Annotated in this window: 17 protein-coding genes and 1 pseudogene; 11 read left to right on the top strand and 7 right to left on the bottom strand. The window is 65.8% G+C overall.

The genetic code is table 11. From position 1 onward, the window contains the following. Nucleotides 1-196 precede the first annotated feature (196 nt). On the top strand, nucleotides 197-895 hold the full coding sequence (locus ACY8GK_RS12105; protein WP_196177049.1) for an OmpA family protein: 699 nt from the start codon (nucleotides 197-199) through the stop codon (nucleotides 893-895). A 64-nt stretch (nucleotides 896-959) separates the two neighbouring features. On the opposite strand, the gene pta is transcribed toward ACY8GK_RS12105, so the two are convergent. Both pta and ACY8GK_RS12095 read right to left on the bottom strand, forming a co-directional pair. Beyond that, nucleotides 960-3,050: a phosphate acetyltransferase gene (gene pta, locus ACY8GK_RS12100; protein WP_196177051.1), complete on the bottom strand. Its 2,091-nt coding sequence runs from the start codon at nucleotides 3,048-3,050 to the stop codon at nucleotides 960-962. A gap of 32 nt (nucleotides 3,051-3,082) precedes the next feature. Further along, nucleotides 3,083-3,414: pseudogene (locus tag ACY8GK_RS12095) on the bottom strand (DUF3565 domain-containing protein). Here ACY8GK_RS12095 and ACY8GK_RS12090 point away from each other — a divergent pair. Together ACY8GK_RS12090 and ACY8GK_RS12085 are read left to right on the top strand one after the other, a co-directional pair. Beyond that, the gene (locus tag ACY8GK_RS12090) at nucleotides 3,383-3,868 is read left to right on the top strand and encodes an FKBP-type peptidyl-prolyl cis-trans isomerase (protein ID WP_196177055.1); all 486 of its coding nucleotides are present in this window, start codon (nucleotides 3,383-3,385) and stop codon (nucleotides 3,866-3,868) included. The pseudogene ACY8GK_RS12095 and the gene ACY8GK_RS12090 overlap by 32 nt on opposite strands. 148 nt (nucleotides 3,869-4,016) lie before the next feature. Further along, complete coding sequence (locus ACY8GK_RS12085) at nucleotides 4,017-4,499, top strand: glutathione peroxidase (RefSeq protein WP_196177057.1); 483 nt, start codon at nucleotides 4,017-4,019, stop codon at nucleotides 4,497-4,499. Nucleotides 4,500-4,555: 56 nt separating this feature from the next. Here the strand turns inward: ACY8GK_RS12085 and ACY8GK_RS12080 are convergent, their stop codons facing one another. Beyond that, nucleotides 4,556-5,773 carry a glycosyltransferase family 4 protein gene (locus tag ACY8GK_RS12080; protein ID WP_462401339.1) on the bottom strand — a complete coding sequence of 406 codons (1,218 nt, stop codon included), beginning with the start codon at nucleotides 5,771-5,773 and terminating at the stop codon, nucleotides 4,556-4,558. Between the two features lie 289 nt (nucleotides 5,774-6,062). Beyond that, the gene (cysZ, locus tag ACY8GK_RS12075) at nucleotides 6,063-6,791 is read right to left on the bottom strand and encodes a sulfate transporter CysZ (RefSeq protein ID WP_462401338.1); all 729 of its coding nucleotides are present in this window, start codon (nucleotides 6,789-6,791) and stop codon (nucleotides 6,063-6,065) included. Between the two features lie 242 nt (nucleotides 6,792-7,033). Here cysZ and ACY8GK_RS12070 point away from each other — a divergent pair, with 242 nt between their 5' ends. After that, nucleotides 7,034-7,633, top strand: coding sequence for a peroxiredoxin (locus ACY8GK_RS12070; protein WP_196177062.1), 600 nt, complete (start codon nucleotides 7,034-7,036; stop codon nucleotides 7,631-7,633). Between the two features lie 94 nt (nucleotides 7,634-7,727). Then, on the top strand, nucleotides 7,728-8,690 hold the full coding sequence (gene trxB / locus ACY8GK_RS12065; protein ID WP_462401337.1) for a thioredoxin-disulfide reductase: 963 nt from the start codon (nucleotides 7,728-7,730) through the stop codon (nucleotides 8,688-8,690). A gap of 206 nt (nucleotides 8,691-8,896) precedes the next feature. Here trxB and nadC read toward each other — a convergent pair whose 3' ends face one another. Beyond that, nucleotides 8,897-9,745, bottom strand: coding sequence for a carboxylating nicotinate-nucleotide diphosphorylase (gene nadC / locus ACY8GK_RS12060; RefSeq protein WP_462401336.1), 849 nt, complete (start codon nucleotides 9,743-9,745; stop codon nucleotides 8,897-8,899). A gap of 231 nt (nucleotides 9,746-9,976) precedes the next feature. Here nadC and ACY8GK_RS12055 point away from each other — a divergent pair, with 231 nt between their 5' ends. The 3 genes from ACY8GK_RS12055 to ampE are packed head-to-tail and all read left to right on the top strand — an operon-like array spanning nucleotide 9,977 to nucleotide 13,592. Continuing rightward, nucleotides 9,977-12,139, top strand: coding sequence for a DUF1631 domain-containing protein (locus tag ACY8GK_RS12055; protein ID WP_196177068.1), 2,163 nt, complete (start codon nucleotides 9,977-9,979; stop codon nucleotides 12,137-12,139). A gap of 59 nt (nucleotides 12,140-12,198) precedes the next feature. Next, nucleotides 12,199-12,765: a 1,6-anhydro-N-acetylmuramyl-L-alanine amidase AmpD gene (gene ampD, locus ACY8GK_RS12050; protein ID WP_462401335.1), complete on the top strand. Its 567-nt coding sequence runs from the start codon at nucleotides 12,199-12,201 to the stop codon at nucleotides 12,763-12,765. Continuing rightward, complete coding sequence (gene ampE, locus ACY8GK_RS12045; RefSeq protein WP_196177072.1) at nucleotides 12,762-13,592, top strand: regulatory signaling modulator protein AmpE; 831 nt, start codon at nucleotides 12,762-12,764, stop codon at nucleotides 13,590-13,592. The genes ampD and ampE overlap by 4 nt, the downstream gene beginning before the upstream one ends. 26 nt (nucleotides 13,593-13,618) lie before the next feature. On the opposite strand, the gene ACY8GK_RS12040 is transcribed toward ampE, so the two are convergent. Both ACY8GK_RS12040 and cra read right to left on the bottom strand, forming a co-directional pair. After that, nucleotides 13,619-14,395 (bottom strand): TatD family hydrolase, encoded by a 777-nt coding sequence (locus ACY8GK_RS12040; RefSeq protein WP_196177074.1) that lies wholly within the window; start codon nucleotides 14,393-14,395, stop codon nucleotides 13,619-13,621. Between the two features lie 3 nt (nucleotides 14,396-14,398). Next, entirely contained in the window at nucleotides 14,399-15,394 is a 996-nt protein-coding gene (cra, locus tag ACY8GK_RS12035; protein ID WP_196177076.1) for a catabolite repressor/activator, read from the bottom strand. A gap of 281 nt (nucleotides 15,395-15,675) precedes the next feature. Between cra and ptsP the strand changes: the two genes are divergently transcribed. The 3 genes from ptsP to ACY8GK_RS12020 are packed head-to-tail and all read left to right on the top strand — an operon-like array spanning nucleotide 15,676 to nucleotide 21,220. Then, a complete protein-coding gene (gene ptsP / locus ACY8GK_RS12030; RefSeq protein WP_196177078.1) occupies nucleotides 15,676-18,546 on the top strand; it encodes a phosphoenolpyruvate--protein phosphotransferase in 2,871 nt (956 codons plus the stop codon). Beyond that, complete coding sequence (pfkB, locus tag ACY8GK_RS12025; RefSeq protein ID WP_196177080.1) at nucleotides 18,546-19,493, top strand: 1-phosphofructokinase; 948 nt, start codon at nucleotides 18,546-18,548, stop codon at nucleotides 19,491-19,493. The genes ptsP and pfkB overlap by 1 nt, the downstream gene beginning before the upstream one ends. Then, nucleotides 19,490-21,220 (top strand): PTS fructose-like transporter subunit IIB, encoded by a 1,731-nt coding sequence (locus tag ACY8GK_RS12020; RefSeq protein WP_196177082.1) that lies wholly within the window; start codon nucleotides 19,490-19,492, stop codon nucleotides 21,218-21,220. The genes pfkB and ACY8GK_RS12020 overlap by 4 nt, the downstream gene beginning before the upstream one ends.

Raw genomic sequence — 21,220 nt, 5'->3', positions numbered from 1 at the left:
TAGGCGGTGGCGTCGGGCTTTTCGGGCCGCAGCGGCCCCAACCTTCATCGACCACTTCGCTGCCTCGCCAGCCACGACCCCTCCAGGGCCTACCTGCCTGAGTTTCCAGGGAATTTTTCCAGGCTGCGGCAATCCAATCCTGGCACAGGTCCGCCAGTGATCGTACGCACTTTCGAATTTCAGTAGGAGCTTGTCCATGTTCAACATGCGTCGTCTGATTATCGTGGCTACCGCCGCCGCCGTGATGTCCGGTTGTGCCAGCCAGAACCCCTATGACAACCAGGGCCAGGCGCAGGGCTCCAGTGGCGTGAGCAAGACCGCCAAGTACGGGGGCCTTGGCGCGTTGGCCGGTGCCGTCGCCGGTGCCGCGATCGACCACAACCACCGGGGCAAGGGCGCGCTGATCGGTGCCGCCGCGGTCGGCGCCGCCGCCGCGGGCTATGGCTACTACGCCGACCGCCAGGAAGCCGCCCTGCGTGAAAGCATGGCCAACACCGGCGTCGAGGTGCAGCGCGAAGGCGACCAGATCAAGCTGATCATGCCAGGCAACATCACCTTCGCCACCGACTCGGCAAATATCGCCCCCAGTTTCTATTCGCCGCTGAACAACCTGGCCACTTCGTTCAAGCAGTTCAACCAGAACAACATCGAGATCGTCGGCTTCACCGATAGCACCGGCAGCCGCCAGCACAACATGGACCTCTCCCAGCGTCGTGCCCAGGCGGTCAGCAGCTATCTGACTTCCCAGGGTGTCGACCCGTCCCGTGTCTCGGTACGCGGCCTGGGGCCGGACCAGCCGATCGCCAGCAACGCCGATGCCAACGGCCGTGCCCAGAACCGTCGGGTAGAGGTCAACCTGCTGCCGATTCCAGGCCAGCAATACCAGCAGCAGTGACTGCCGACTGCGCAGGTCGCCAGCCTGTCTCGGGCTGAAGACCTGCGCTGAAGCCACCTTGTCTTCAGGCGCCGGTGCTGGCCTGGATCGCGGTCAGCGCGATGGTATGCACGATATCGTCAACCTGCGCTCCGCGCGGCAGGTCGTTGACCGGCTTGCGCAGCCCTTGCAGCATCGGCCCCAGGCTCACGCAGTCAGCGCTGCGCTGGACGGCCTTGTGGGTGGTGTTGCCAGTGTTCAGGTCGGGGAACACGAACACCGTGGCCCGCCCGGCGACCGGGCTGTCGGGCGCCAGTTGGCGCGCGATGTCCGGGTTGGCCGCCGCGTCGTACTGCAAGGGGCCGTCGATCAGCAGGGTATCCCGGGCCTGCTGGGCCAGGCGCGTGGCCTCGCGGACCTTTTCCACTTCCTCGCCGGTCGCGGCCGAGTCGCTCGAGTAACTGATCATCGCCACCCGTGGGCTGATACCGAACGCCTGCGCCGAATCGGCGCTCTGCCGGGCGATCTCCGCCAGCTCCGCGGCGTCGGGATGCGGATTCATCACGCAGTCGCCGTAGACCAGCACCTGCTCGGGGAACAGCATGAAGAACACCGACGATACCAGGCTGCTGCCTGGCGCCGTCTTGATCAGCTGCAGGGCAGGGCGGATGGTGTTGGCGGTGGAATGCACCAGCCCCGATACCAGGCCATCGACTTCGTCCAGCGCCAGCATCATGGTGCCGATCACCACCGGGTCCTCGAGCTGCTGCTCGGCCATCGGCGCGTTCAGGCTCTTGCTCTTGCGCAGCGCCACCATTGGCTCGACATACCGCTCGCGAATCTGGTCGGGGTCGAGGATTTCCAGCCCTTCGGGCAGGCTGATGCCTTGGGCACGGGCCACCGCCTCGACTTCTTCGGGCCGGGCCAGCAGCACGCAGCGGGCGATGCCGCGCTCCTGGCAAATGGCGGCGGCCTGGACCGTGAGCGGCTCGGCGCCTTCGGGCAGCACGATGCGCTTGTTGGCCTGCCGGGCGCGCTGGATCAGCTGATAGCGGAACACCGCCGGTGACAGGCGCATCTCCCGTGGCGTGCCGCAGCGCTGGTGCAGCCAGGCAGCGTCGAGGTGGCTGGCGACGAAGTCGGTGATGAACTCGGCGCGTTCGCGATCATCCACCGGGATCTCGCGGTTGAGCTGGTTGAGCTGGTTGGCGGTCTCGAAGGAGCCGGTACCGACCGACAGCAACGGCAGGCCGGCCTGCAGGGCGCCCTGGCACAGGCCCAGGATGCGTGGGTCGGGCTTGCTGTCGCTGGTCAGCAGCAGGCCGGCCAGCGGCACGCCGTTGATCGCGGCCAGGCTCACAGCCAGGATGATGTCGTCCCGATCTCCGGGCGTGACCACCAAGGTGCCCGGTTTGAGCAACGGGACGGTATTGGCCACGGTCCGTGCGCAGATGATGATGTTGTTCATGCGCCGCTGCTCGTAGTCGCCGGCGTTGAGCACCTGGGCACCGAGCAGCTCGGCGACGTCGCGGGTCCTCGGCGCGTTGAGCTCGGCCTGGTAGGGGATGCAGCCGAGCAGGCGGAAATCCTCGCCACGCAGCAGGGGCGAATGCTCGCGCAGGCGGGAAGCGAACTCAGGCATGCCGCCCTCGGCGCGCACCTTGTTGAGGATCACGCCCAGTACCTTCGGGTCTCGCGGCCCGCCGAACAGCTGGGCCTGCAGCTCGACTCGGCCCGACAGCTCGCTCAGCACCTCGTTTTCCGGGGCCGAGACCAGGATCACCTCGGCGTCCAGGCTCTTGGCCAGGTGCAGGTTGACCCGTGCGGCATAACTGGCATGGCGTGTCGGCACCATGCCCTCGACCACCACCACGTCGTTGTCGACGCAGGCTTGCTGGTAGAGGCGGATGATTTCCTCGAGCAGCTCGTCCAGCTGGCCGTCGCCGAGCATCCGTTCCACATGGGCCAGGCTCAGGGGGGGCGGCGGCTTGATGCCGTGGGTGCGGGCAATCAGTTCGCTGGAGCGCTCGGGCCCGGTATCGCCGGGGTGTGGCTGGGCGATCGGCTTGAAGAAGCCGACCTTCAGGCCTGCCCGTTCCAGGGTACGGACCAGGCCGAGGCTGATCGAGGTCAGGCCGACGCCAAAGTCGGTCGGCGCAATGAAGAATGTCTGCATGCAGGCTTCTCGCAAGTGGGCGGGGCAGGAAATCAGCTGCCTAGGGTATCCCCATCGGCCTGGCCAGCGCACCAGCCGCAGGCGAAAGGTTCACCGATGCGGCGGGCGCGCAGTTCAGGGTCGAGTACCCAGGGACGTGATTGCCAGGGTGGCTGGTGACGCAGGTGCTGGGTATGGCCGCAGGAAAGCTGCGCCACCCAATGGCCTTCGAGGTCCTGGTGGAAGCCGATCACCCGACTGGTGGGCCGTGCATCCGCCACGGCGCGTTCGCAATCAGGCGGTGCCTTGGTTACACTTGTCCGTTCTACATTCTTTTGCAAAGGTCTCGCCTCATGCTGATCGCCGCCAACAAGGCTGTCTCCATCGACTATACCCTGACCAACGACGACGGGGAGGTCATCGACAGCTCCGCCGGTGGTGCGCCGCTGGTCTACCTGCACGGTGCAGGCAACATCATCCCAGGCCTGGAGAAGGCCCTGGAAGGCAAGCAGGCCGGCGACGAACTCAAGGTGGCCATCGAGCCTGAAGAAGCCTACGGCGAATACCTGGCCGAGCTGGTCAGCACGCTCAATCGCAGCATGTTCGAAGGCGTCGACCAGCTCGAAGTCGGCATGCAGTTCCATGCCTCGGCGCCGGATGGCCAGATGCAGATCGTTACCATTCGCGACATCGATGGCGACGACGTGACCGTCGACGGCAACCACCCGCTGGCGGGCCAGCGCCTGAACTTCCAGGTCAAGGTGGTCAACGTGCGGGACGCCAGCGACGAAGAGATCGCCCATCGCCATATCCACGGCGAAGGTGGTCACCAGCACTGATTTCTGCGCTACGCTCAGAAACAGGCAGCAGGCGCTCGGGCAAGCCGGCCTCGCTCTTCATGCAAGGGTAGTCGGTTTGTCCGCGCGCCTTTTTAGTGGGCGCCGTTCGTTCACCACGATGACCAGATCCTGAGAGGGGAAGTTGATCATGAGTGCATTCCACGACCTGACATTACGTGCGCTGGATGGCAGTGAACTGCCTCTGGCTCCCTTCAAGGGCCAGGTGGTGCTGGTGGTAAACGTGGCTTCCAAGTGTGGGCTTACTCCGCAGTACCAGGCCTTGGAAAACCTCTATCAACGCTTCCGCGACAAGGGTCTGAACGTGCTTGGCCTGCCTTGCAACCAGTTCGCCGGCCAGGAGCCTGGCAGCGAGCAGCAGATCCAGTCGTTCTGCAGCCTGAACTACGGTGTCAGTTTCCCCATGGCCGCCAAGCTCGAGGTCAACGGGCCGCAGCGGCATGCCCTGTATCGCCTGCTGGCCGGCGAGGGCGCGGAGTTTCCCGGCGACATCACCTGGAACTTCGAGAAATTCCTGGTCGGCAAGGACGGTCGAGTGCTGGCGCGCTTCGCACCACGCACCGCGCCGGACGATCCGACGGTGGTCCAGGCGATCGAGAAGGCCCTGGCCTGACCGCGCCGGCGGCGTTGACGCGCCGGCGGGCAGCGTGTCGCTGGCGTGGGCGGGCTTCAGCCCGGTGGCGTGGAGGCGCCCGGCTTGATCGTCAGCGCCGCGACGGCGCCCGGCAGGTCCTGGCTTTCGGCCTGGCGACAGGCCTCGTGCAGGTACCCCTCGAATTGCTCGATGATCTGCGGCCAGCCCTGGCGGCAGGCATGCGAGCGGGCATTGAGACGCACCCGGCGCAGGTTCTCGTCTTCCTCCAGCAACCAGCAGGCGGCTTCGATGAACGCTCGCTGGTCGCCTGGCATGGCCAGGGCACCGCTATGGCCATGCCGGATGTGCTGGGCTGCCGCGGCCTCGTCATAGGCGACCACGCCAAGCCCTGACGCCAGTGCTTCGAGCACCACGTTGCCGAAGGTTTCGGTCAGGCTCGGGAACAGGAACAGGTCGCCGCTGGCATAGTGCTCCGCCAGTCGTTCGCCGCGCTGGACACCGCAGAAGATCGCCTCCGGCAATCGCTGCTCGAGGCTCGCCCGCTGCGGCCCATCGCCGACGATCACCAGGCGCAGGCGACGCTCCGGGTAGGCCTCCTGCAGAGCTTGCATGCAGGGGCCGAGCAGCCCGAGGTTCTTTTCTGGGGCCAGCCGCCCGACATGCAGCACGGCGATGTCGTCCGGGCCGAGCCCCCAGCTTTCGCGCAGGGCCTGGTGGCGTCGGCATGGCGTGAACAGGTCGGCATCCACGCCGCGTGCCATCAGCCCCAGCCGCTCGAAGCCACGACGCTCCAGTTCGATGCGCTGGGTCGTGCTAGGCACCAGGGTGATGGCGGTGCGCCGGTGGAACCAGCGCAGGTAGTGAGTCAGCGCCCGGGTCAGCAGGCCGAACCCGTATTGCCCGGAATACTGCGGGAAGTTGGTATGGAAACCGCTGACCACGGCAATCCCCAGGCGACGTGCCGCGCGCAGGGCGCTGAGCCCCAGCGGGCCTTCGGTAGCGATGTACAGCACATCCGGTCGCTGCCGGCGCCAGCGTCGCAACAGCTTGTGCATGGAGATCTCGCCCCATTGCAAGCCGGGATAGCCGGGCAACGGCCAACCCCGTGACAACAGCAGCTCGGGCCCCTGCGCGTCAGGCTCGTCCGAAGGCTGGCGTGGGCGGATCAGCTCGATCTGATGCCCGCGCTGGCGCAGCCCGTCACTGAGCCGGCCAAGCGTGTTGGCCACGCCATTGATCTCGGGTGGGAAGGTTTCGCTGACGAGAGTGATGCGCAGGACAGGTGTGCTCATGACGAAAGTCTCCGCTAGCGGTATTGCAGTCGCATGTCATGGGTATGACGTCTCGGTGACGTCCGGTTTCAGGCATGCCTGCCGCTGGAGATTCCGTGCGGGGCATTCAAGCACTGATCCGTGGACGCCCTTGAAGTTGCATCCCGATGACAGCTGTCCCGTTCGCTGTCATCGACCGTACATGAGCTGAGCGGATCGAAGTTTCGTTCTGTTCTCGCGCAAGCCGCAACGGCGTCCGGCAAGTGGTGGGTCTGGGCGGCCGGTCCAGACTGTTGGCTCGCGGGTGCGCTCAGCTACGCTCGCGCACCCAGAACAAGGTGGCTCCCGCCACGGCCGCCTGCATCATCACCAGGTTGACGAACGGGATCATCAGCGCCAGGTAGGTGACGCCACCGAAGCCCAGGCATTGCCAGCGCTTCTGCCGCAGCCAGGCGATCATGTCCTGCCAGCTCATCTGGTTGTTGTCGGCCGGATAGTCGATGTACTGGATGGCCATCATCCAAACCCCGAACAACAACCACAACGGCGCGGCCAGCACGTTGACCACGGGAATCAGCGAGAGCACGAAGAGCGCGATCGCCCTGGGCAGGAAATATCCGAGCTTGCGCGCCTCGCGGCCCAGGGTGCGGGGTACCATGGCTGCCAGTTCGGCCCAGCTGAAGACTGGGAAAGGGTCATGGCCACGCACCATCACCTCGACCTTCTCGGCCAGGAACCCATTGAATGGCGAGGCGATGACGTTGGCCGTCAGGGTGAAGGTGAAGAACATCATCAGCAAGGCCAGCGCCATGAACAGCGGCCAGAGGATGTAGTCAAGGAAGCCCAGCCAGTGGGGCACGGTCGGCATCAGCATGTCGACCCACACGCTGAACTGGTGCCAAGCCAGGTAGATCAGGCCACCGAACAACAGCAGGTTGATCGCCAGCGGCAGTAGCACGAACAGGCGCAGGCCCGGGCTGAGCATGAGCTTGAAGCCTTCGCTCAGGTATCGGGGGCCGGAAAGAACAGGTGCGCGCATCGACAAGCTCCAGGTTTGACAAGGCATTGACCTTACCCAGTTTGCCTACCAGGGGAAAGCCGCTAACGGCTGGAGCAAAAACCTGTAACAAACGCCGGCGCAGACTGGTCGGTCACGCATGCATTGCATAGAGCTGACCTATGAAGTGGATTGTGGAAGGATATTTCCTTAATCTCTGCCACCTCGCTACAGTGCGTTCGACTTTCCAACCCTATCGGATCCTGACGTTCAAAGGAGTGTCCATGACCATTCTGGTAAACAAGCAAGCCCCGGACTTCGACGCGGCCGCGGTGCTGGGCGACGGCAGCATCGTCGACAGCTTCACCCTGTCCTCGTTGCGCGGCAAGTATGTCGTGCTGTTCTTCTGGCCGCTGGACTTCACCTTCGTCTGCCCGTCGGAAATCATTGCCCACAACAATCGCATGGACAAGTTCCGCGAGTTGGGCGTCGAAGTGGTGGGCGTGTCCATCGATTCGCAGTTCACCCACCACGCCTGGCGCAGCACGCCAGTCGAGCAGGGCGGCATCGGCGCGGTGGAATTCACCATGGTCGCCGACGTCAAGCACGAGATCACCCGTGCCTATGGCATCGAACATGAAGCAGGCGTCGCGCTGCGCGCATCGTTCCTCATCGACCAGCAAGGCGTGGTGCAGCATCAGGTAGTCAACAACCTGCCACTGGGTCGCGAAGTCGACGAGATGATCCGTCTGGTCGAGGCATTGCAGTTCACCGAGCAGTACGGCGAAGTCTGCCCGGCTGGCTGGCGCAAGGGTCAGAAGGGCATGAAGGCCGACGCCCAGGGTGTTGCCGACTACTTGGCGGAAAACGCCGCCAGCCTGTAGGTCGCGCTTCGCGCGCCGTCGCACGACGAGGCGCGCGGGTCTTTTCACATTCTCACGATACCGGTCTCTCGGGCCGGATCGACAGGAGTCCATCATGTCTGAAGCACGTCACGCTCGCGTCATCATCCTCGGGTCCGGCCCTGCCGGCTATAGCGCGGCGGTCTACGCTGCCCGCGCCAATCTCAAGCCGCTGCTGATCACCGGCATGCAGGCTGGCGGCCAGCTGACCACCACCACCGAAGTCGACAACTGGCCTGGCGATCCCCACGGCCTGACCGGCCCGGCGCTGATGCAGCGCATGCAGGAGCATGCCGAGCGTTTCGAAACCGAAATCGTCTTCGACCATATCAATGCCGTGGACCTGGCCAACAAGCCGTTCACTCTTACCGGCGACAGCGGCACCTATACCTGCGACGCGCTGATCGTCGCCACTGGTGCCAGCGCCCGCTACCTGGGCCTGCCTTCGGAAGAAGCGTTCATGGGCAAGGGCGTGTCGGCCTGCGCGACCTGTGATGGTTTCTTCTACCGCAACAAGCCCGTGGCAGTGGTCGGTGGCGGCAACACCGCCGTGGAAGAGGCGCTGTACCTGGCCAACATCGCCAGCAAGGTAACCCTGGTCCACCGCCGCGATACCTTCCGCGCCGAGAAGATCCTGGTCGACAAGCTCAACGCCCGCGTGGCCGAAGGCAAGATCGAGCTCAAGCTCAACGCCACTCTGGACGAAGTGCTGGGCGACAACATGGGTGTGACCGGTGCTCGCCTGAAGAACAACGACGGCAGCAGCGAAGAGATCGAGGTCGACGGTGTGTTCATCGCGATCGGCCACACCCCGAACACTTCGCTGTTCGAAGGCCAGTTGACCCTCAAGGACGGTTACCTGGTGGTCAATGGCGGCCGAGAGGGCAACGCTACCGCCACCAACATCGAAGGCGTGTTCGCCGCCGGTGACGTGGCCGACCATGTGTATCGCCAGGCGATCACCTCGGCCGGTGCCGGCTGCATGGCGGCGCTGGACGTCGAGCGTTACCTGGATGGGCTGCAGAACGCTTCGTTCTGAGCAGGCGGGTCGAGGCCGGCTAGGTCTTTGGCAGTGTAGTGGATGTTCCACGCCGGCCCTGCATGTCCACGCGATAGCGTTGCCAATACAGTGAGCCGCGCCCCGGATGTCGAACACTCATCCGCCATCCGGGGCGCAGCTCATGGTCAGCATCGAAGCAGCCGCGAAAGCCACGCAGCGGCCTGGACATCCCCGAGGACAAACCCTCAAAGACTCAAACGCATCGACAGATCCACCGCCTTGACATCCTTGGTCATCGCGCCGATCGAGATGTAGTCCACGCCCGTCTCGGCAATGCTGCGCAAGGTCGCTTCGCTCACCCCCCCGCTGGCCTCCAGCTTCGCCCGGCCATTGGTGATCCGCACGGCCTCGCGCATTTCCTCCAGGCTCAGCTCGTCGAGCATGACGATGTCTGCCCCGGCTTCCAGGGCCTGGCGCAGTTCGTCGAGACTTTCCACCTCGATTTCGACCGGCTTGCCCGGTGCGATGCGGTGGGCGGCCGCCACGGCTTCAGCGATACCCCCACTGGCGGCGATATGGTTTTCCTTGATCAGGAAGGCGTCATGCAGACCGATGCGGTGGTTGTCGCACCCACCACAGGTCACGGCGTACTTCTGCGCCAGGCGCAGGCCAGGGAGCGTCTTGCGGGTATCGAGCAGGCGCACCGAGGTATCGGCCACCAGGTCGGCGAGAAAGCGCGCACGGGTGGCCACGCCCGAGAGCATCTGCAGGAAGTTCAAGGCAGTGCGCTCGCCGCTGAGCAACGAGCGCGCCGGGCCTTCGACATGGAACAGCGCCTGGTTGGCTTGCGCGCGCTGGCCATCGATGACCTGCCAATGCACCGCGACCCGCGGATCGAGCTGGCGAAACACTGCATCGACCCAGGCCGTGCCGCTGATCACGCAGTCTTCACGGGTGATGATGGTCGCCTTGGCCAGGCGTTCGAGGGGAATCAGCTGGGCGGTGATATCGCCACTGCCGAGGTCTTCCAGCAACGCGCGGCGCACGTTGGCTTCGATTTCGGCGGTAAGGTCGGCGAGGCGTAGGTTCGGCATGGTCTGCTCCACAGGCTGGGTGCGGGCGATTATAGGGCAGGGAATTTCCCTGTACAGTTGCCTGTTGCCTGGCCTTTCGTCAGGGCGATGGGAGCTTTCCGGCGTGCGCAAGGTCGTAGTCCAGCGATATTGCCAGCGACCGCTGGCAAGTCCATGCAGTCGGCGCCCAGGCGTGGTGTCGTGATCGTTCATCATGCCGCTTTTCAGCGGCCGCCCATCAAGGAGACCGGGATGCACAAAGAAGGCAACGTAGTGACCTTGGCGAGTGTCCTGGACCGAACTGCGCGTGCCTCCTTGCCTTGCCTGCCGGTGTTGCTGCTGCAGGTGCGCGACAAGGCAGCCCTGCAACTGCGCAGAGGGCTGCAGGCCTTGTTCGACAATGCCGACGACACGCTGTTCGAGCTGGCCGACAAGGCAGCGGATGGTCATGAGCAGCAGGTGCTGTTCGAGGCCATGCGCGACCTGCGCCTCAAGCGCAGGAGCATCGAGCGCGAGTTTCTCGACGCGTTCAATGCCGCGTTCCTGCGCATCGGCCAGCGCGACAGTGGCGAGCGTCCTGGTCAAGCGGCGGCCCATGGCTGGGCCAAGCCGCAGTACATCGAACGTGCCGTGACACTGGAAACCATCATCGAGCGCGTCCTCGCGCGCCAGGGCCAGTTGCTGCGCCACCTCACGCTGCGCTTTCGCCACCTGCTCGACGCGCCCGTCGATGAGCGACGCCATCCGCTCGGGCCGGCCTGTCTCTGCGAATGCTTCCTCAATACCGTGCGCAAGCTGAAGGTCGCGTTCAAGACCCGGCTGGTCCTGCTCAAGCTGTTCGAACGTCATGTGCTGCGCGACATCGACTTGCTGTATGTCGAAGGCAACCAGATGCTCGCCTTGGCGGGCATCCTGCCGGAACTCAAGGCCACTGCCCGGCGGCGAGCCGAGGACCGGCGGCTGGATGCCCGGCGCGAGCCGGCGAACCAGTCCGATGAAGAAGGGCAGGCCGACAGCAGCGGGCAGTTGTTCATGGACTCGGTACGCGCTCTGCTCATTCCGCTGCGCGATCGTTTTTCGCCACGCCTGAACGACACGCTGGGGCTGCCATGCCTCGGCAGGACTGACCTGGTGCGCTTGTTGACCCATCTGCAGCGGCGCGTGCCGCTGCCCGGCGAAGACGACGATTTCGACCTGGGCAACGAGTTGCAGCGTCTGCTGTTGCGTGTCGGTGCGCGCAGTGGCGTCTTGCAGAAGATCAGCGAGACCGACGAGGATGTGATCAACCTGGTGGACCTGTGTTTCGACCATGTCCTGAGCGATGCCAACCTGCCCAGCGCGCTCAGGGCGCTGCTCGGTCGGCTGCGCGTTCCCGTGCTCAAGGTGGCCCTGCTCGACGTGGAATTCTTCAGTCGCGCTGGCCACCCAGCGCGTCGCTTGCTCAACGAGCTGGCCATGGCCGGCATTGGCTGGGCCGACACCGGCGAAGGGCGGCATGATGGCCTGCAGATGCGCATGGAGCGTCTCATTCATCGCCTGCTCGATGATTTCGCCGAGGATGCCTCGCTGCTCGATGAGCTGCTGGATGAGTTCCTCGCGGCCAGCGGCGACGAGCGCCGGCGCAACGACAGGCTCGAGCAGCGTGTTCGCGATGCCGAGGAAGGGCGCGTGCGCTGGCTCGAGGCGCAGCAGGTGGTCCAGCGCGAGCTGAACCTGCGCTTGCAGGGACGCTACCTGCCGGCAGCGGTGATCGACATGCTGGTCCAGGGCTGGAGTCAGGTGTTGCTGATGGCCTGGCTCAAGCATGGCGAACCCTCGGTACCCTGGACGCGTGCCGTGACCACCATGGATGCGCTGCTGGCCAGCGTTGCGCCCAAGCCCCATGCCACGGCGCGCCAGGAGCTGCTCGAGCAGGTGCCGGGGCTGTTGAAGGGCTTGCGCGAAGGGCTCGCCGGTGTCTCGATCGACTCGGCGACCGTGCGTGGGTTCTTCCAGGCATTGCAGCAGCTCCACCTGCAGGCCTGTACGGAAGGGGACGTGGCACACGAGCAAGGCATGATGCAGGTGAGCGAGGAGATCGTGCTTGCGCTGCCGCAAGAGCACGTCTGCCAAGCGCTCCTGCCGCCGGCAGACAATGACTGGGCCATGGCTGCGCTCGAACGTTTGCGGGTCGGCAGCTGGATGGTCGCCGAAGAAGCCGGGCACTTGCAGCGATGCAAGCTGGTCGTGCGCATCGACAGTGCCGATCGCCTGGTGTTCACCAACCATCAGGGGCGCAAGGTACGCGAGTGGAGCCGTGCCGGGCTGGTCATGGCGTTGCGGCGTGGCGAGGCGTCGGTGCTGGACGAACGCCCATTGTTCGAACGAACGCTACAGGCGGTGCTGGCGCGCCTGCGCATGCAGCACGCCAGCTGATGCAAGCATCGTTGTCAGGCGGCATACTGACGCTGTCATCCCGATGCTCAGGAAAGACCATGCAACTGGACCGCGAAACGGGCTGGTTCGACGGCGTCACACGTTGTCCTTCGCCCAATTTCAACGCTCGGCCGGCAGGCGAGACGATCTCCCTGCTGGTGATCCACAACATCAGCCTGCCACCGGCCTGCTTCGGCACGGGCAAGGTGCAGGCTTTTTTCCAGAACCGTCTCGATCCTGACGAGCATCCCTACTTTCGTGACATCCAGGCGCTGACGGTTTCGGCGCACCTGTTCATCGAGCGTACCGGCAAGGTCACCCAGTTCGTTTCCTTGCTGGACCGGGCCTGGCATGCAGGCGTGTCCTGCTTCGATGGGCGCGAGGGATGCAACGATTTCTCGATCGGCATCGAGCTGGAAGGTACCGACGAACTGCCTTATACCGACGCGCAGTACGAGTCGCTGCAGCGGCTCACGGCGCAGATCCGGCAAGCCTGGCCGCAGATCGATGCCAGGCGCATCCGCGGACACAGCGATATCGCCCCGCAGCGCAAGACCGACCCGGGATCCGCCTTCGACTGGGCACGCTATCGTGCCGGGCTGCACGCCAGCGAGGCCCAGGCATGAACTTCCTGGTACTGGCACTGCTGCCGTGGATCGAGAAGTTTTCCGCCTTGCGCCAAAAAGTGCAGCGTGACGGGTTCTTGCTTGGCGAACTGGCGCGCCTGGAGCGCAGCGGCAAGGTCCAGCCATGGTGGAGCCTGGCGATCCTGGTGCTGGCGCCTGTGGTCCTCCTAGCGCTGGTACTGCACGTGTTGGCGCCGGTGGCTTACGGCCTGCTGGTCTTGCCGATCCACCTGCTGGTCCTGTTGTACAGCCTTGGACGCGGCAATCCCCGGCGTGCGCTCGGGCCGTTGCGCGACGCCTGGCGCCGTGGCGACGACCAGGCGGCCCTGCATGCGGCCGAGCGTGACCTGGGCCTGGGGGCGGATGACCCGCAGGCTCTGCAGAGGCAGGTGCAGGATCATCTGCTCTGGCAGATGTACCAAGGCTTCTTTGCGGTGATCTTCTGGTATGCGTTGGCCGGCCCGGCCGCTGCGCTGGCCTACCGCCTGCTTGCGCTGTGTGCCGCGCACAGCCGGCAGCAGGCGCTGGGCGCGCGCGCGGGATGCCTGCGCCATGTCATGGACTGGCTACCAGTGCGGATACTGGCCCTGAGCCTCGCCTTGGTCGGCAACTTCGTCGCTGTGACCCGCGCCATGCTCCACGAGGTGCTTGCCTGGCGTACCCCGGCCGAACGACTGATCGCCAGTGCCGGCCGTGCGGCAGAAGAAGGCTTGGGCGAGCCGCAAGGCCAGCGCTACCCCCAGCGCCTGGACAGCCTGTGGGAGCTGATCGTGCGTAGCGCGATACTCTGGTACGCCTGCCTGGCCTTGGGCGCGGTGCTCGGCTAGCACGGCCGCCGGCCGTTGCGCAGCGCTTACCAGCGGAACAGTTCGGTGGCGGTGCGGCTGCTGGCCTCGGCCAGTGCCTGGGCGCTGACGCCAAGCACTTCGGCCAGTGCCGTGGCGATGTCGGGCAAGTGCTCTGGGCTGTTGCGCTGGCCGGGGTACATCGCCGGAGCCATGTCCGGCGCATCGGTTTCCAGCACGAAGCAGTCCAGCGGCAGGCGCGGCAGGGTCCGCTGCAGACGCAGCGCCTGGGGCCAGGTAGCGGCTCCGCCGAGGCCGAGCTTGAAACCCAGCTTGAGGTATTCGCGCGCCTCTTCGTAACTGCCGGCGAAGGCGTGGATGATGCCGGCCCGGGGTGGGCGCAGGCGCTTGAGGGTGGCGATGACCTGGGCATGGCTGCGGCGCACGTGCAGCAACGCCGGCAGCTGGAAATCGATCGCCAGGCACAGCTGGGCTTCGAACAGTGCTTGCTGGCGCTGCTTGTCGGCACCTTCGATGTAGTAGTCCAGGCCGAACTCGCCGATCGCGCATAGGCGCTCATGGCCTCGCAGACGCTCGAGCCAGTCGCGCAGCTCGTCGAGGTGCTCGGGGCGGTGCTGGTCGAGGTACACCGGATGCAGGCCGAGCGCCGCGTAGACGCCGTCGTGGGCACAGGCCAGGTCCCAGACCCTTTGCCAGTTGTCCTGGGATACCCCTAGCACGACCAGACGCTCCACGCCACGAGCCACCGCGTTGGCCAGGAGCGTGGCGCGGTCCTCGTCGAAGTCGGGAAAGTCCAGGTGGGTATGGGTATCGATCAGGCGCATTGCTCAGCCTCCGACGATGCGTTGCTTGAAGTTTCGAGCGATTGCGTGCGTGCCGGGTTCATAGCGTTTCTGTTCGACGGCGGCCAGCGCCAGTTCCAGCGCGGTGGTCGCGATCAGGTCATGCTGCTGGGCCATGGCGTTGACCGGCAAAGGCAGGAAGTCGAGCAGCTGGTTGTCGCCGAAGGTGCCCAGGCGCAGGCTGCTGGAATCTTCCTGGTACGTGCGCAGCACGTCGAACACGCCTTGCAGCAGGACATAGGAGGTTGTCACCAAGGCGTCCGGCAGGCCGGCGAAGTCGTCCACCAGCTGCTGCATCAGGCGCTGCCCGCAAGCGCGGCTGAACGATTCGCCCTGGTAGTGCCTGGCCTGGCCGGCGAAGCCTTGCAGCGCCTGGTCGAAGCCCTTGGCGCGCGCCTGGCTGACGCTCAGCTCTGGCCTGGCGCCAAGCAGTGCGATACGCCGTGGCCCGGTTGCCAGCAGGCTCTGCGCCAATTGGCGGCTGGCCTGTTGGTCATCGCTGATGACCGAGCAGAAACGTCGGGCATCCAGGGGACGGTCGATGGCGACGATCGGCAGGCCGCTGTCCTGCAGGTCCTGATAGCTGAGATCGTCTGCTGGCAGGCAGCTGGCGACGAACAGGGCATCGCAACGCCGCGCGCGAAACAGCTGCTGCAGCTGCCTTTCGCTCTCGGGCTGGTCGTCGCTGCTGGCGATCAGCAGCTGGTAGCCGCGCGACCGCGCGGCTTGTTCCAGTTGCTTGGCGAGGCGGGCATAGCTGGGGTTTTCCAGGTCTGGCAGGATGAACCCGAGGGTGCGTGTATGCCGGCTGCGCAGGCCGGCAGCCTGCGGGTTCGGCGTGAACCCATGGGCCTGGACAACGGCGCGCACGCGTTCGACCGTGGCATTGCTGATGCGCTGCTGCTCGGCCTTGCCATTGATCACATAACTGGCGGTGGTCACGGACACACCTGCCAGACGAGCGATATCGCTGAGTTTCACCGGATATTCCTTGTCATTGCCGAAACTGGCCTGTCTGACGCGACAGTCTTGCTCATCGACCCACGCCTGCGCAGGCGACCATTGTCGCAATTGTCCGACACGCTGGGGCTTTTTCGCTGGCAGATTATCGAGTAACGTGGCCGGTTAATCAGATTAAACGATTCAGCAGGCGTTTCCTGCCCTTTTTATCGAATGCCTGCCAAGGATCCCGAACTGGTCCTTTGCGCAAAACTCACAACAATACCGGTGTACTGCACGTTGGTACTGTAAAGGAGAAGGTCATGCTCGAGCTCGCCAAAGAGCAGATAGCCATGGGCCAGGTGGCCACCGACAAGCCCGCAGCGCTGCGTCTGCTCGCCGACCTGCTGGTCGCCGACGGCCTGGTCGCACCTGGCTACCTGGAGGGCCTCCAGGCCCGCGAGGCACAAGGCTCCACCTTCCTTGGCCAAGGGATCGCCATTCCCCATGGCACCCCACAAACCCGTGATCTGGTGTTCGCCACCGGTGTGCGCCTGTTGCAGTTCCCCGATGGCGTGGACTGGGGCGACGGGCAGCGGGTATACCTGGCGATCGGCATCGCTGCCCGCTCCGACGAACACCTGCGCCTGTTGCAGCTGCTGACCCGCGCCCTTGGCGAGACGGACCTGGCCGAGGCATTGCGCCAGGCCGAGTCGGCCGAAGCGCTGCTCAAGCTGTTGCAGGGTGCGCCCCAGGAACTGGCGCTCGATGCGCAACTGATCGGCTTGCAGCAGAACGCCGAGGATTTCCATGAGCTGGCCTGGCGTGGCGCGCGTTTGCTGCAGCGCGCCGGCTGTGTCGAGGACAGCTTTCCCGGGCTGCTGCAACAGGCCGAGCCGCTGCCTTTGGGCGAAGGCTTGTGGTGGCTGCACAGCGAGCGCCAGGTACGTCAGCCGGGCCTGGCCTTCGTCACCGCCCAGCGTCCACTGTCCTTGCACGGGCAGCCACTCAACGGTCTGTTCTGCCTGGCCAGCCTGGGCGCTGCGCACCAGGCGCTGCTCGAGCGGCTCTGCCAGGTGCTGATCGAGGGCCGCGGCCAGATGCTCTACCAGGCCACCAGCAGCCGCGCGGTGCTCGAGGTGCTTGGCGAGGAGGTTCCCGCCGACTGGCCGAGCGCACGGATCGTCCTGGCCAACCCGCATGGCTTGCATGCCCGGCCGGCCAAGGTGCTGGCCCAGCTGGCCAAGAGCTTCAATGGGGATGTGCGGGTGCGCCTGGTCGAAAGCGGGCAGTCGGCGGTCTCGGCGAAAAGCTTGAGCAAGCTGTTGAGCCTCGGCGCTCAGCGTGGGCAGACCTTGGAACTGAGCGCCGAGCCGGCTATCGCCGACGATGCCTTGCCCGCTCTGCTGGCGGCCATCGAACAAGGCCTGGGCGAAGCGGTGGAGCCGCTCGCCGAACAAAAGCCAAGGGTCGATGCGGCCGCGTCGCAGGTGTCGCCCCCAACCAGCGTCGTCACTGCACCGGTCCTGGGCAGCCAGGTCCAGGGTGTGGCTGCCGCGCCTGGCATCGCCAGTGGTCCGGCGCACCTGCGGGTCGAGCGCGCCATCGATTATCCGGTGCGTGGCGAGTCGCCAGGCCAGGAGCGACTGAAGCTGCAGCAGGCCCTGGCCGCGGTCGCCGCGCAGCTGCAAGTGCTGGTCGAGCGTAGCGACAAGGCCATTGCCGAGATCTTCGTCACCCACCAGGAAATGCTCGCCGATCCTGGCCTGACCGATGAGGTCGGCCAGCGCCTGGAGCGCGGTGAAAGCGCCGCGGCCGCCTGGATGGCAGTGATCGAGGCGGCAGCCCAACAGCAGGAAGCACTGCATGATGCCTTGCTGGCCGAGCGCGCCGCCGACCTGCGCGACGTCGGTCGGCGGGTGCTCGAGCAGCTGTGTGGCGTTGCCGAGCAGGCCGAACCGCAGCAGCCGTATATCCTGGTCATGGCCGAAGTCGGCCCTTCCGATGTCGCCCGCCTGGATCCGGCCCGCGTGGCCGGTATCCTGACCGCCCACGGCGGGGCCACCGCGCACAGCGCCATCGTCGCCCGCGCGCTGGGCATCGCGGCGGTGGTGGGCGCCGGCGAGTCGGTGTTGCTGATCGAACCTGGCACGCCCCTGTTGCTCGATGGCCAGCGTGGCCGGGTCGTCGTCGCGCCGTCGAGCAGCGAGCTCGAGCGGGCGCTGGCCGAGCGTGAGCGGCGCGAACGCCGCCTGCAGGCAGCCTGGTCCAAACGCCTGGAGCCGGCCATCAGCCGTGACGGGCATGCCATCGAAGTCTTTGCCAACATCGGCGAAAGCAGCGGCCTGGACAAGGTCATCGAGCAAGGAGCCGAGGGCATCGGCCTGCTGCGCACCGAGCTGATCTTCATGGCGCATGCCCAGGCGCCGGACGTGGCCACCCAGGAGGCGGAATACCGTCGCGTGCTCGACGGCCTGGACGGACGTCCGCTGGTGGTGCGCACCCTGGATGTCGGCGGTGACAAGCCGTTGCCCTACTGGCCGATCGCCGCCGAGGAAAACCCGTTCCTGGGGGTGCGTGGCGTGCGCCTGACCTTGCAGCGTCCGCAGGTCATGGAGGACCAGCTGCGGGCCTTGCTGCAGGCGGCCGGTTCGCGCCCCTTGCGGATCATGTTCCCCATGGTCGGGCAGGTCCACGAGTGGCGCGAGGCACGCGCCCTGGTCGAGCGCCTGCGTCAGGACATACCCGTGGCCGACCTGCAGCTGGGCATCATGGTCGAAGTGCCTTCGGCCGCGTTGCTGGCTACGCAGCTGGCACGCGAGGTGGACTTCTTCAGCATTGGCACCAATGACCTGACCCAATACACCCTGGCCATCGACCGGGGCCATGCCAGTTTGTCCGCGCAGGCCGATGGCCTGCATCCGGCAGTGTTGCGGCTGATCGACATGACGGTGCAGGCGGCGCATGCCGAGGGCAAGTGGGTCGGTGTCTGCGGCGAGTTGGCCGCCGATCCGCAGGCGGTCGCGCTGTTGCTGGGCCTGGACGTCGATGAACTGAGCGTGGCTGCCAGGAGCATTCCCGAAGTCAAGGCGCTGGTGCGCGAAACCGATTATCAGGCGGCCCGCGCCCTTGCGCGCGAAGCCTTGCAGCAAGACAGCGCCCAAGCGGTCCGGGCACTGGTGGAGAAACAGTAATGGCCAGGATTCTAACGCTTACCCTCAATCCGGCGCTGGACCTGACCGTCGATCTCGACGTGCTGCGTCCAGGGCATGTCAACCGCAGCCAGGGGCAGCTCACCCATGCCGCCGGCAAGGGGCTGAACGTTGCCCAGGTGCTGGCCGACCTGGGCAACAGCGTAACCGTGGCGGGTTTTCTCGGGCGCGACAACCTGGCGCCTTTCGAGTCGCTGATCGACTGGCGCGGCTTTGCCGATGGCTTTGTCCGCGTACCTGGGGAAACCCGTAGCAACATCAAGCTGGTCGAGGCCACTGGCCGGGTCACCGATATCAATGGCCAGGGACCAGAGGTCGACCAGGCCGCGCAGATCGCACTGTCGCGTCGCCTGGAGCAGCTGGCTCCCGGGCATGACGCGGTGGTGGTGGCCGGCAGCTTGCCGCGAGGCATCGACCTGGAGTGGTTCCGCCAGTTGCTGCTGCAGCTGCGCGGGCAGGGCTTGAAAGTGATCCTGGACAGCAGTGGCCAGGCTCTGCGCGTGGGCCTGGACACCGCGCCCTGGCTGGTCAAGCCCAATGTCGAGGAACTGGCCGAGGTACATGGCGGGCCGCTGGATGGGCCCGTCGCTCAGCACAAGGCCGCCCGGCAGTTGCTCGAACGCGGTATCGAGCACGTGGTGCTGTCGCGAGGCGAGGAGGGGGTGAGCTGGTTCACCGCGGGGGCCGCCTGGCATGCTCGGCCACCCAAGGTCCATGTGGCCAGCACCGTGGGTGCTGGCGATTCGCTGGTGGCCGGCATGGTCCACGGCCTGCTCGCTGGCGAGGCTGCCGGGCAGACCTTGCGTCGCGCCACGGCGATTGCCGCCCAGGCGGTGACCCAGGTCGGCTTCGGCATCCGTGACCAGCAACAGCTGGAGCGTCTGCAAGCCGGCGTGCAATTGACAGAGCAACAAGAGGGTTGCCGATGAACATCGTCATTGTCACTGCCTGCCCCAACGGCCAGGTATCGAGTCTGCTCAGCGCCCGCCTGCTGGCGGCCAGCGCCCAGGCGCGTGGCTGGGCCACGAAGGTCGAGATCCAGGATGCGCAACAGGCTGGGCAGCGGCTGGAGGCTGCGGATATCGAAGCGGCCGATTGGGTGCTGGTGGTCCATACCGGGCCGGTCGACCTCAGTCGCTTCGCCGGCAAGCCGATCTACCAGAGCACGCCCGCGCAGGCGCTGGCCGACCGCGAACGTTTTCTCGACGAGGCGGTTGCCAATGCCAGCGTGCTGGCGGTGTCGGACGCGGCGCAGACCCAGCCGAAGGCACCCAGGATCGTCGCGATCACGGCCTGCCCGACCGGTGTCGCGCATACCTTCATGGCCGCCGAGGCGTTGCAACAGGCCGCGCTCCAGGCCGGCTACCAACTGACGGTGGAAACCCAAGGCTCGGTCGGAGCGCGCAATCCACTGTCGGCCGAGGCCATTGCCGAAGCCGACGTGGTGCTGCTGGCGGCCGATATCGAGGTGCCCACGGCGCGCTTCGCCGGCAAACGCATCTACCGCTGTGGCACCGGTGTCGCGCTCAAGCAGTCCCGCGCGACGCTGGACAAGGCCTTAACCGAGGGGCGACTGGAAAGCCCTGGTGAGGCGACCAGTGGCCCGGCCAAAAGCAGCGAGAAGAGTGGCGTCTACAAGCATCTTCTGACCGGCGTGTCCTTCATGTTGCCCATGGTGGTCGCCGGTGGGCTGCTGATCGCCCTGTCGTTCGTGTTCGGCATCGAGGCCTACAAGCAGGCCGGCACGCTCCCCGCCGCGCTCATGCAGATCGGTGGCGAGGCCGCATTCAAGCTGATGGTGCCGCTGCTGGCCGGGTACATCGCCTGGTCCATCGCCGACCGTCCGGGCCTGGCGCCCGGCATGATCGGCGGGCTGCTGGCCAGCAATCTCGAGGCGGGTTTCCTTGGCGGCATCGTGGCGGGGTTCCTGGCTGGCTACAGCGCCAAGGCGATCAGCCATTGGGCCCGGCTACCGAGCAGCCTGGAGGCGCTCAAGCCGATCCTGATCATTCCGCTGCTGGCCAGCCTGTTCACCGGGCTGGTGATGATCTATGTGGTCGGCCATCCCGTGGCGGCCATGCTCGAAGGGCTGACTCACTTCCTCGACAGCATGGGCACCACCAACGCGGTGCTGCTGGGCGTGGTGCTGGGCGCGATGATGTGCGTGGACCTGGGCGGGCCGATCAACAAGGCGGCCTATGCCTTCTCGGTCGGGCTGCTGGCCTCGGCCAGCTATGCGCCAATGGCCACCACCATGGCCGCTGGCATGGTGCCGCCGATCGGCCTGGGCATCGCCAGCTTCCTGGCCCGGCGCAAGTTCGCCCAGAGCGAGCGCGAGGCCGGCAAGGCGGCCCTGGTCCTGGGGCTATGTTTCATTTCCGAAGGCGCCATTCCCTTCGCGGCCAAGGATCCATTGCGGGTGATTCCGGCCAGCATCGCCGGCGGCGCCTTGACGGGGGCGTTGACCATGTACTTCGGCTGCAAGCTGATGGCACCGCATGGCGGGTTGTTCGTGCTGTTGATCCCTAACGCCATCAACCATGCGCTGCTCTACCTGCTGGCGATCCTGGCCGGTAGTCTGCTGACCGGGGTGATCTACGCGCTGATCAAGCGCAGCGAAAAGGTCGAGATGACCGTCGCCCCGGTCGCGCCCTGA

The organism is Pseudomonas sp. Marseille-QA0332 (assembly GCF_054950175.1).
This window is presented reverse-complemented; position numbering and strand designations above follow the sequence as displayed.

Bases quoted from the DNA above. Each gene is read 5' to 3' on its own strand.
- ACY8GK_RS12105 (WP_196177049.1), top strand. From the start codon at position 197: ATGTTCAACATGCGTCGTCTGATTATCGTGGCTACCGCCGCCGCCGTG.
- pta (WP_196177051.1), bottom strand. From the start codon at position 3,050: ATGCAGACATTCTTCATTGCGCCGACCGACTTTGGCGTCGGCCTGACC.
- ACY8GK_RS12090 (WP_196177055.1), top strand. From the start codon at position 3,383: ATGCTGATCGCCGCCAACAAGGCTGTCTCCATCGACTATACCCTGACC.
- ACY8GK_RS12085 (WP_196177057.1), top strand. From the start codon at position 4,017: ATGAGTGCATTCCACGACCTGACATTACGTGCGCTGGATGGCAGTGAA.
- ACY8GK_RS12080 (WP_462401339.1), bottom strand. From the start codon at position 5,773: ATGAGCACACCTGTCCTGCGCATCACTCTCGTCAGCGAAACCTTCCCA.
- cysZ (WP_462401338.1), bottom strand. From the start codon at position 6,791: ATGCGCGCACCTGTTCTTTCCGGCCCCCGATACCTGAGCGAAGGCTTC.
- ACY8GK_RS12070 (WP_196177062.1), top strand. From the start codon at position 7,034: ATGACCATTCTGGTAAACAAGCAAGCCCCGGACTTCGACGCGGCCGCG.
- trxB (WP_462401337.1), top strand. From the start codon at position 7,728: ATGTCTGAAGCACGTCACGCTCGCGTCATCATCCTCGGGTCCGGCCCT.
- nadC (WP_462401336.1), bottom strand. From the start codon at position 9,745: ATGCCGAACCTACGCCTCGCCGACCTTACCGCCGAAATCGAAGCCAAC.
- ACY8GK_RS12055 (WP_196177068.1), top strand. From the start codon at position 9,977: ATGCACAAAGAAGGCAACGTAGTGACCTTGGCGAGTGTCCTGGACCGA.
- ampD (WP_462401335.1), top strand. From the start codon at position 12,199: ATGCAACTGGACCGCGAAACGGGCTGGTTCGACGGCGTCACACGTTGT.
- ampE (WP_196177072.1), top strand. From the start codon at position 12,762: ATGAACTTCCTGGTACTGGCACTGCTGCCGTGGATCGAGAAGTTTTCC.
- ACY8GK_RS12040 (WP_196177074.1), bottom strand. From the start codon at position 14,395: ATGCGCCTGATCGATACCCATACCCACCTGGACTTTCCCGACTTCGAC.
- ptsP (WP_196177078.1), top strand. From the start codon at position 15,676: ATGCTCGAGCTCGCCAAAGAGCAGATAGCCATGGGCCAGGTGGCCACC.
- pfkB (WP_196177080.1), top strand. From the start codon at position 18,546: ATGGCCAGGATTCTAACGCTTACCCTCAATCCGGCGCTGGACCTGACC.
- ACY8GK_RS12020 (WP_196177082.1), top strand. From the start codon at position 19,490: ATGAACATCGTCATTGTCACTGCCTGCCCCAACGGCCAGGTATCGAGT.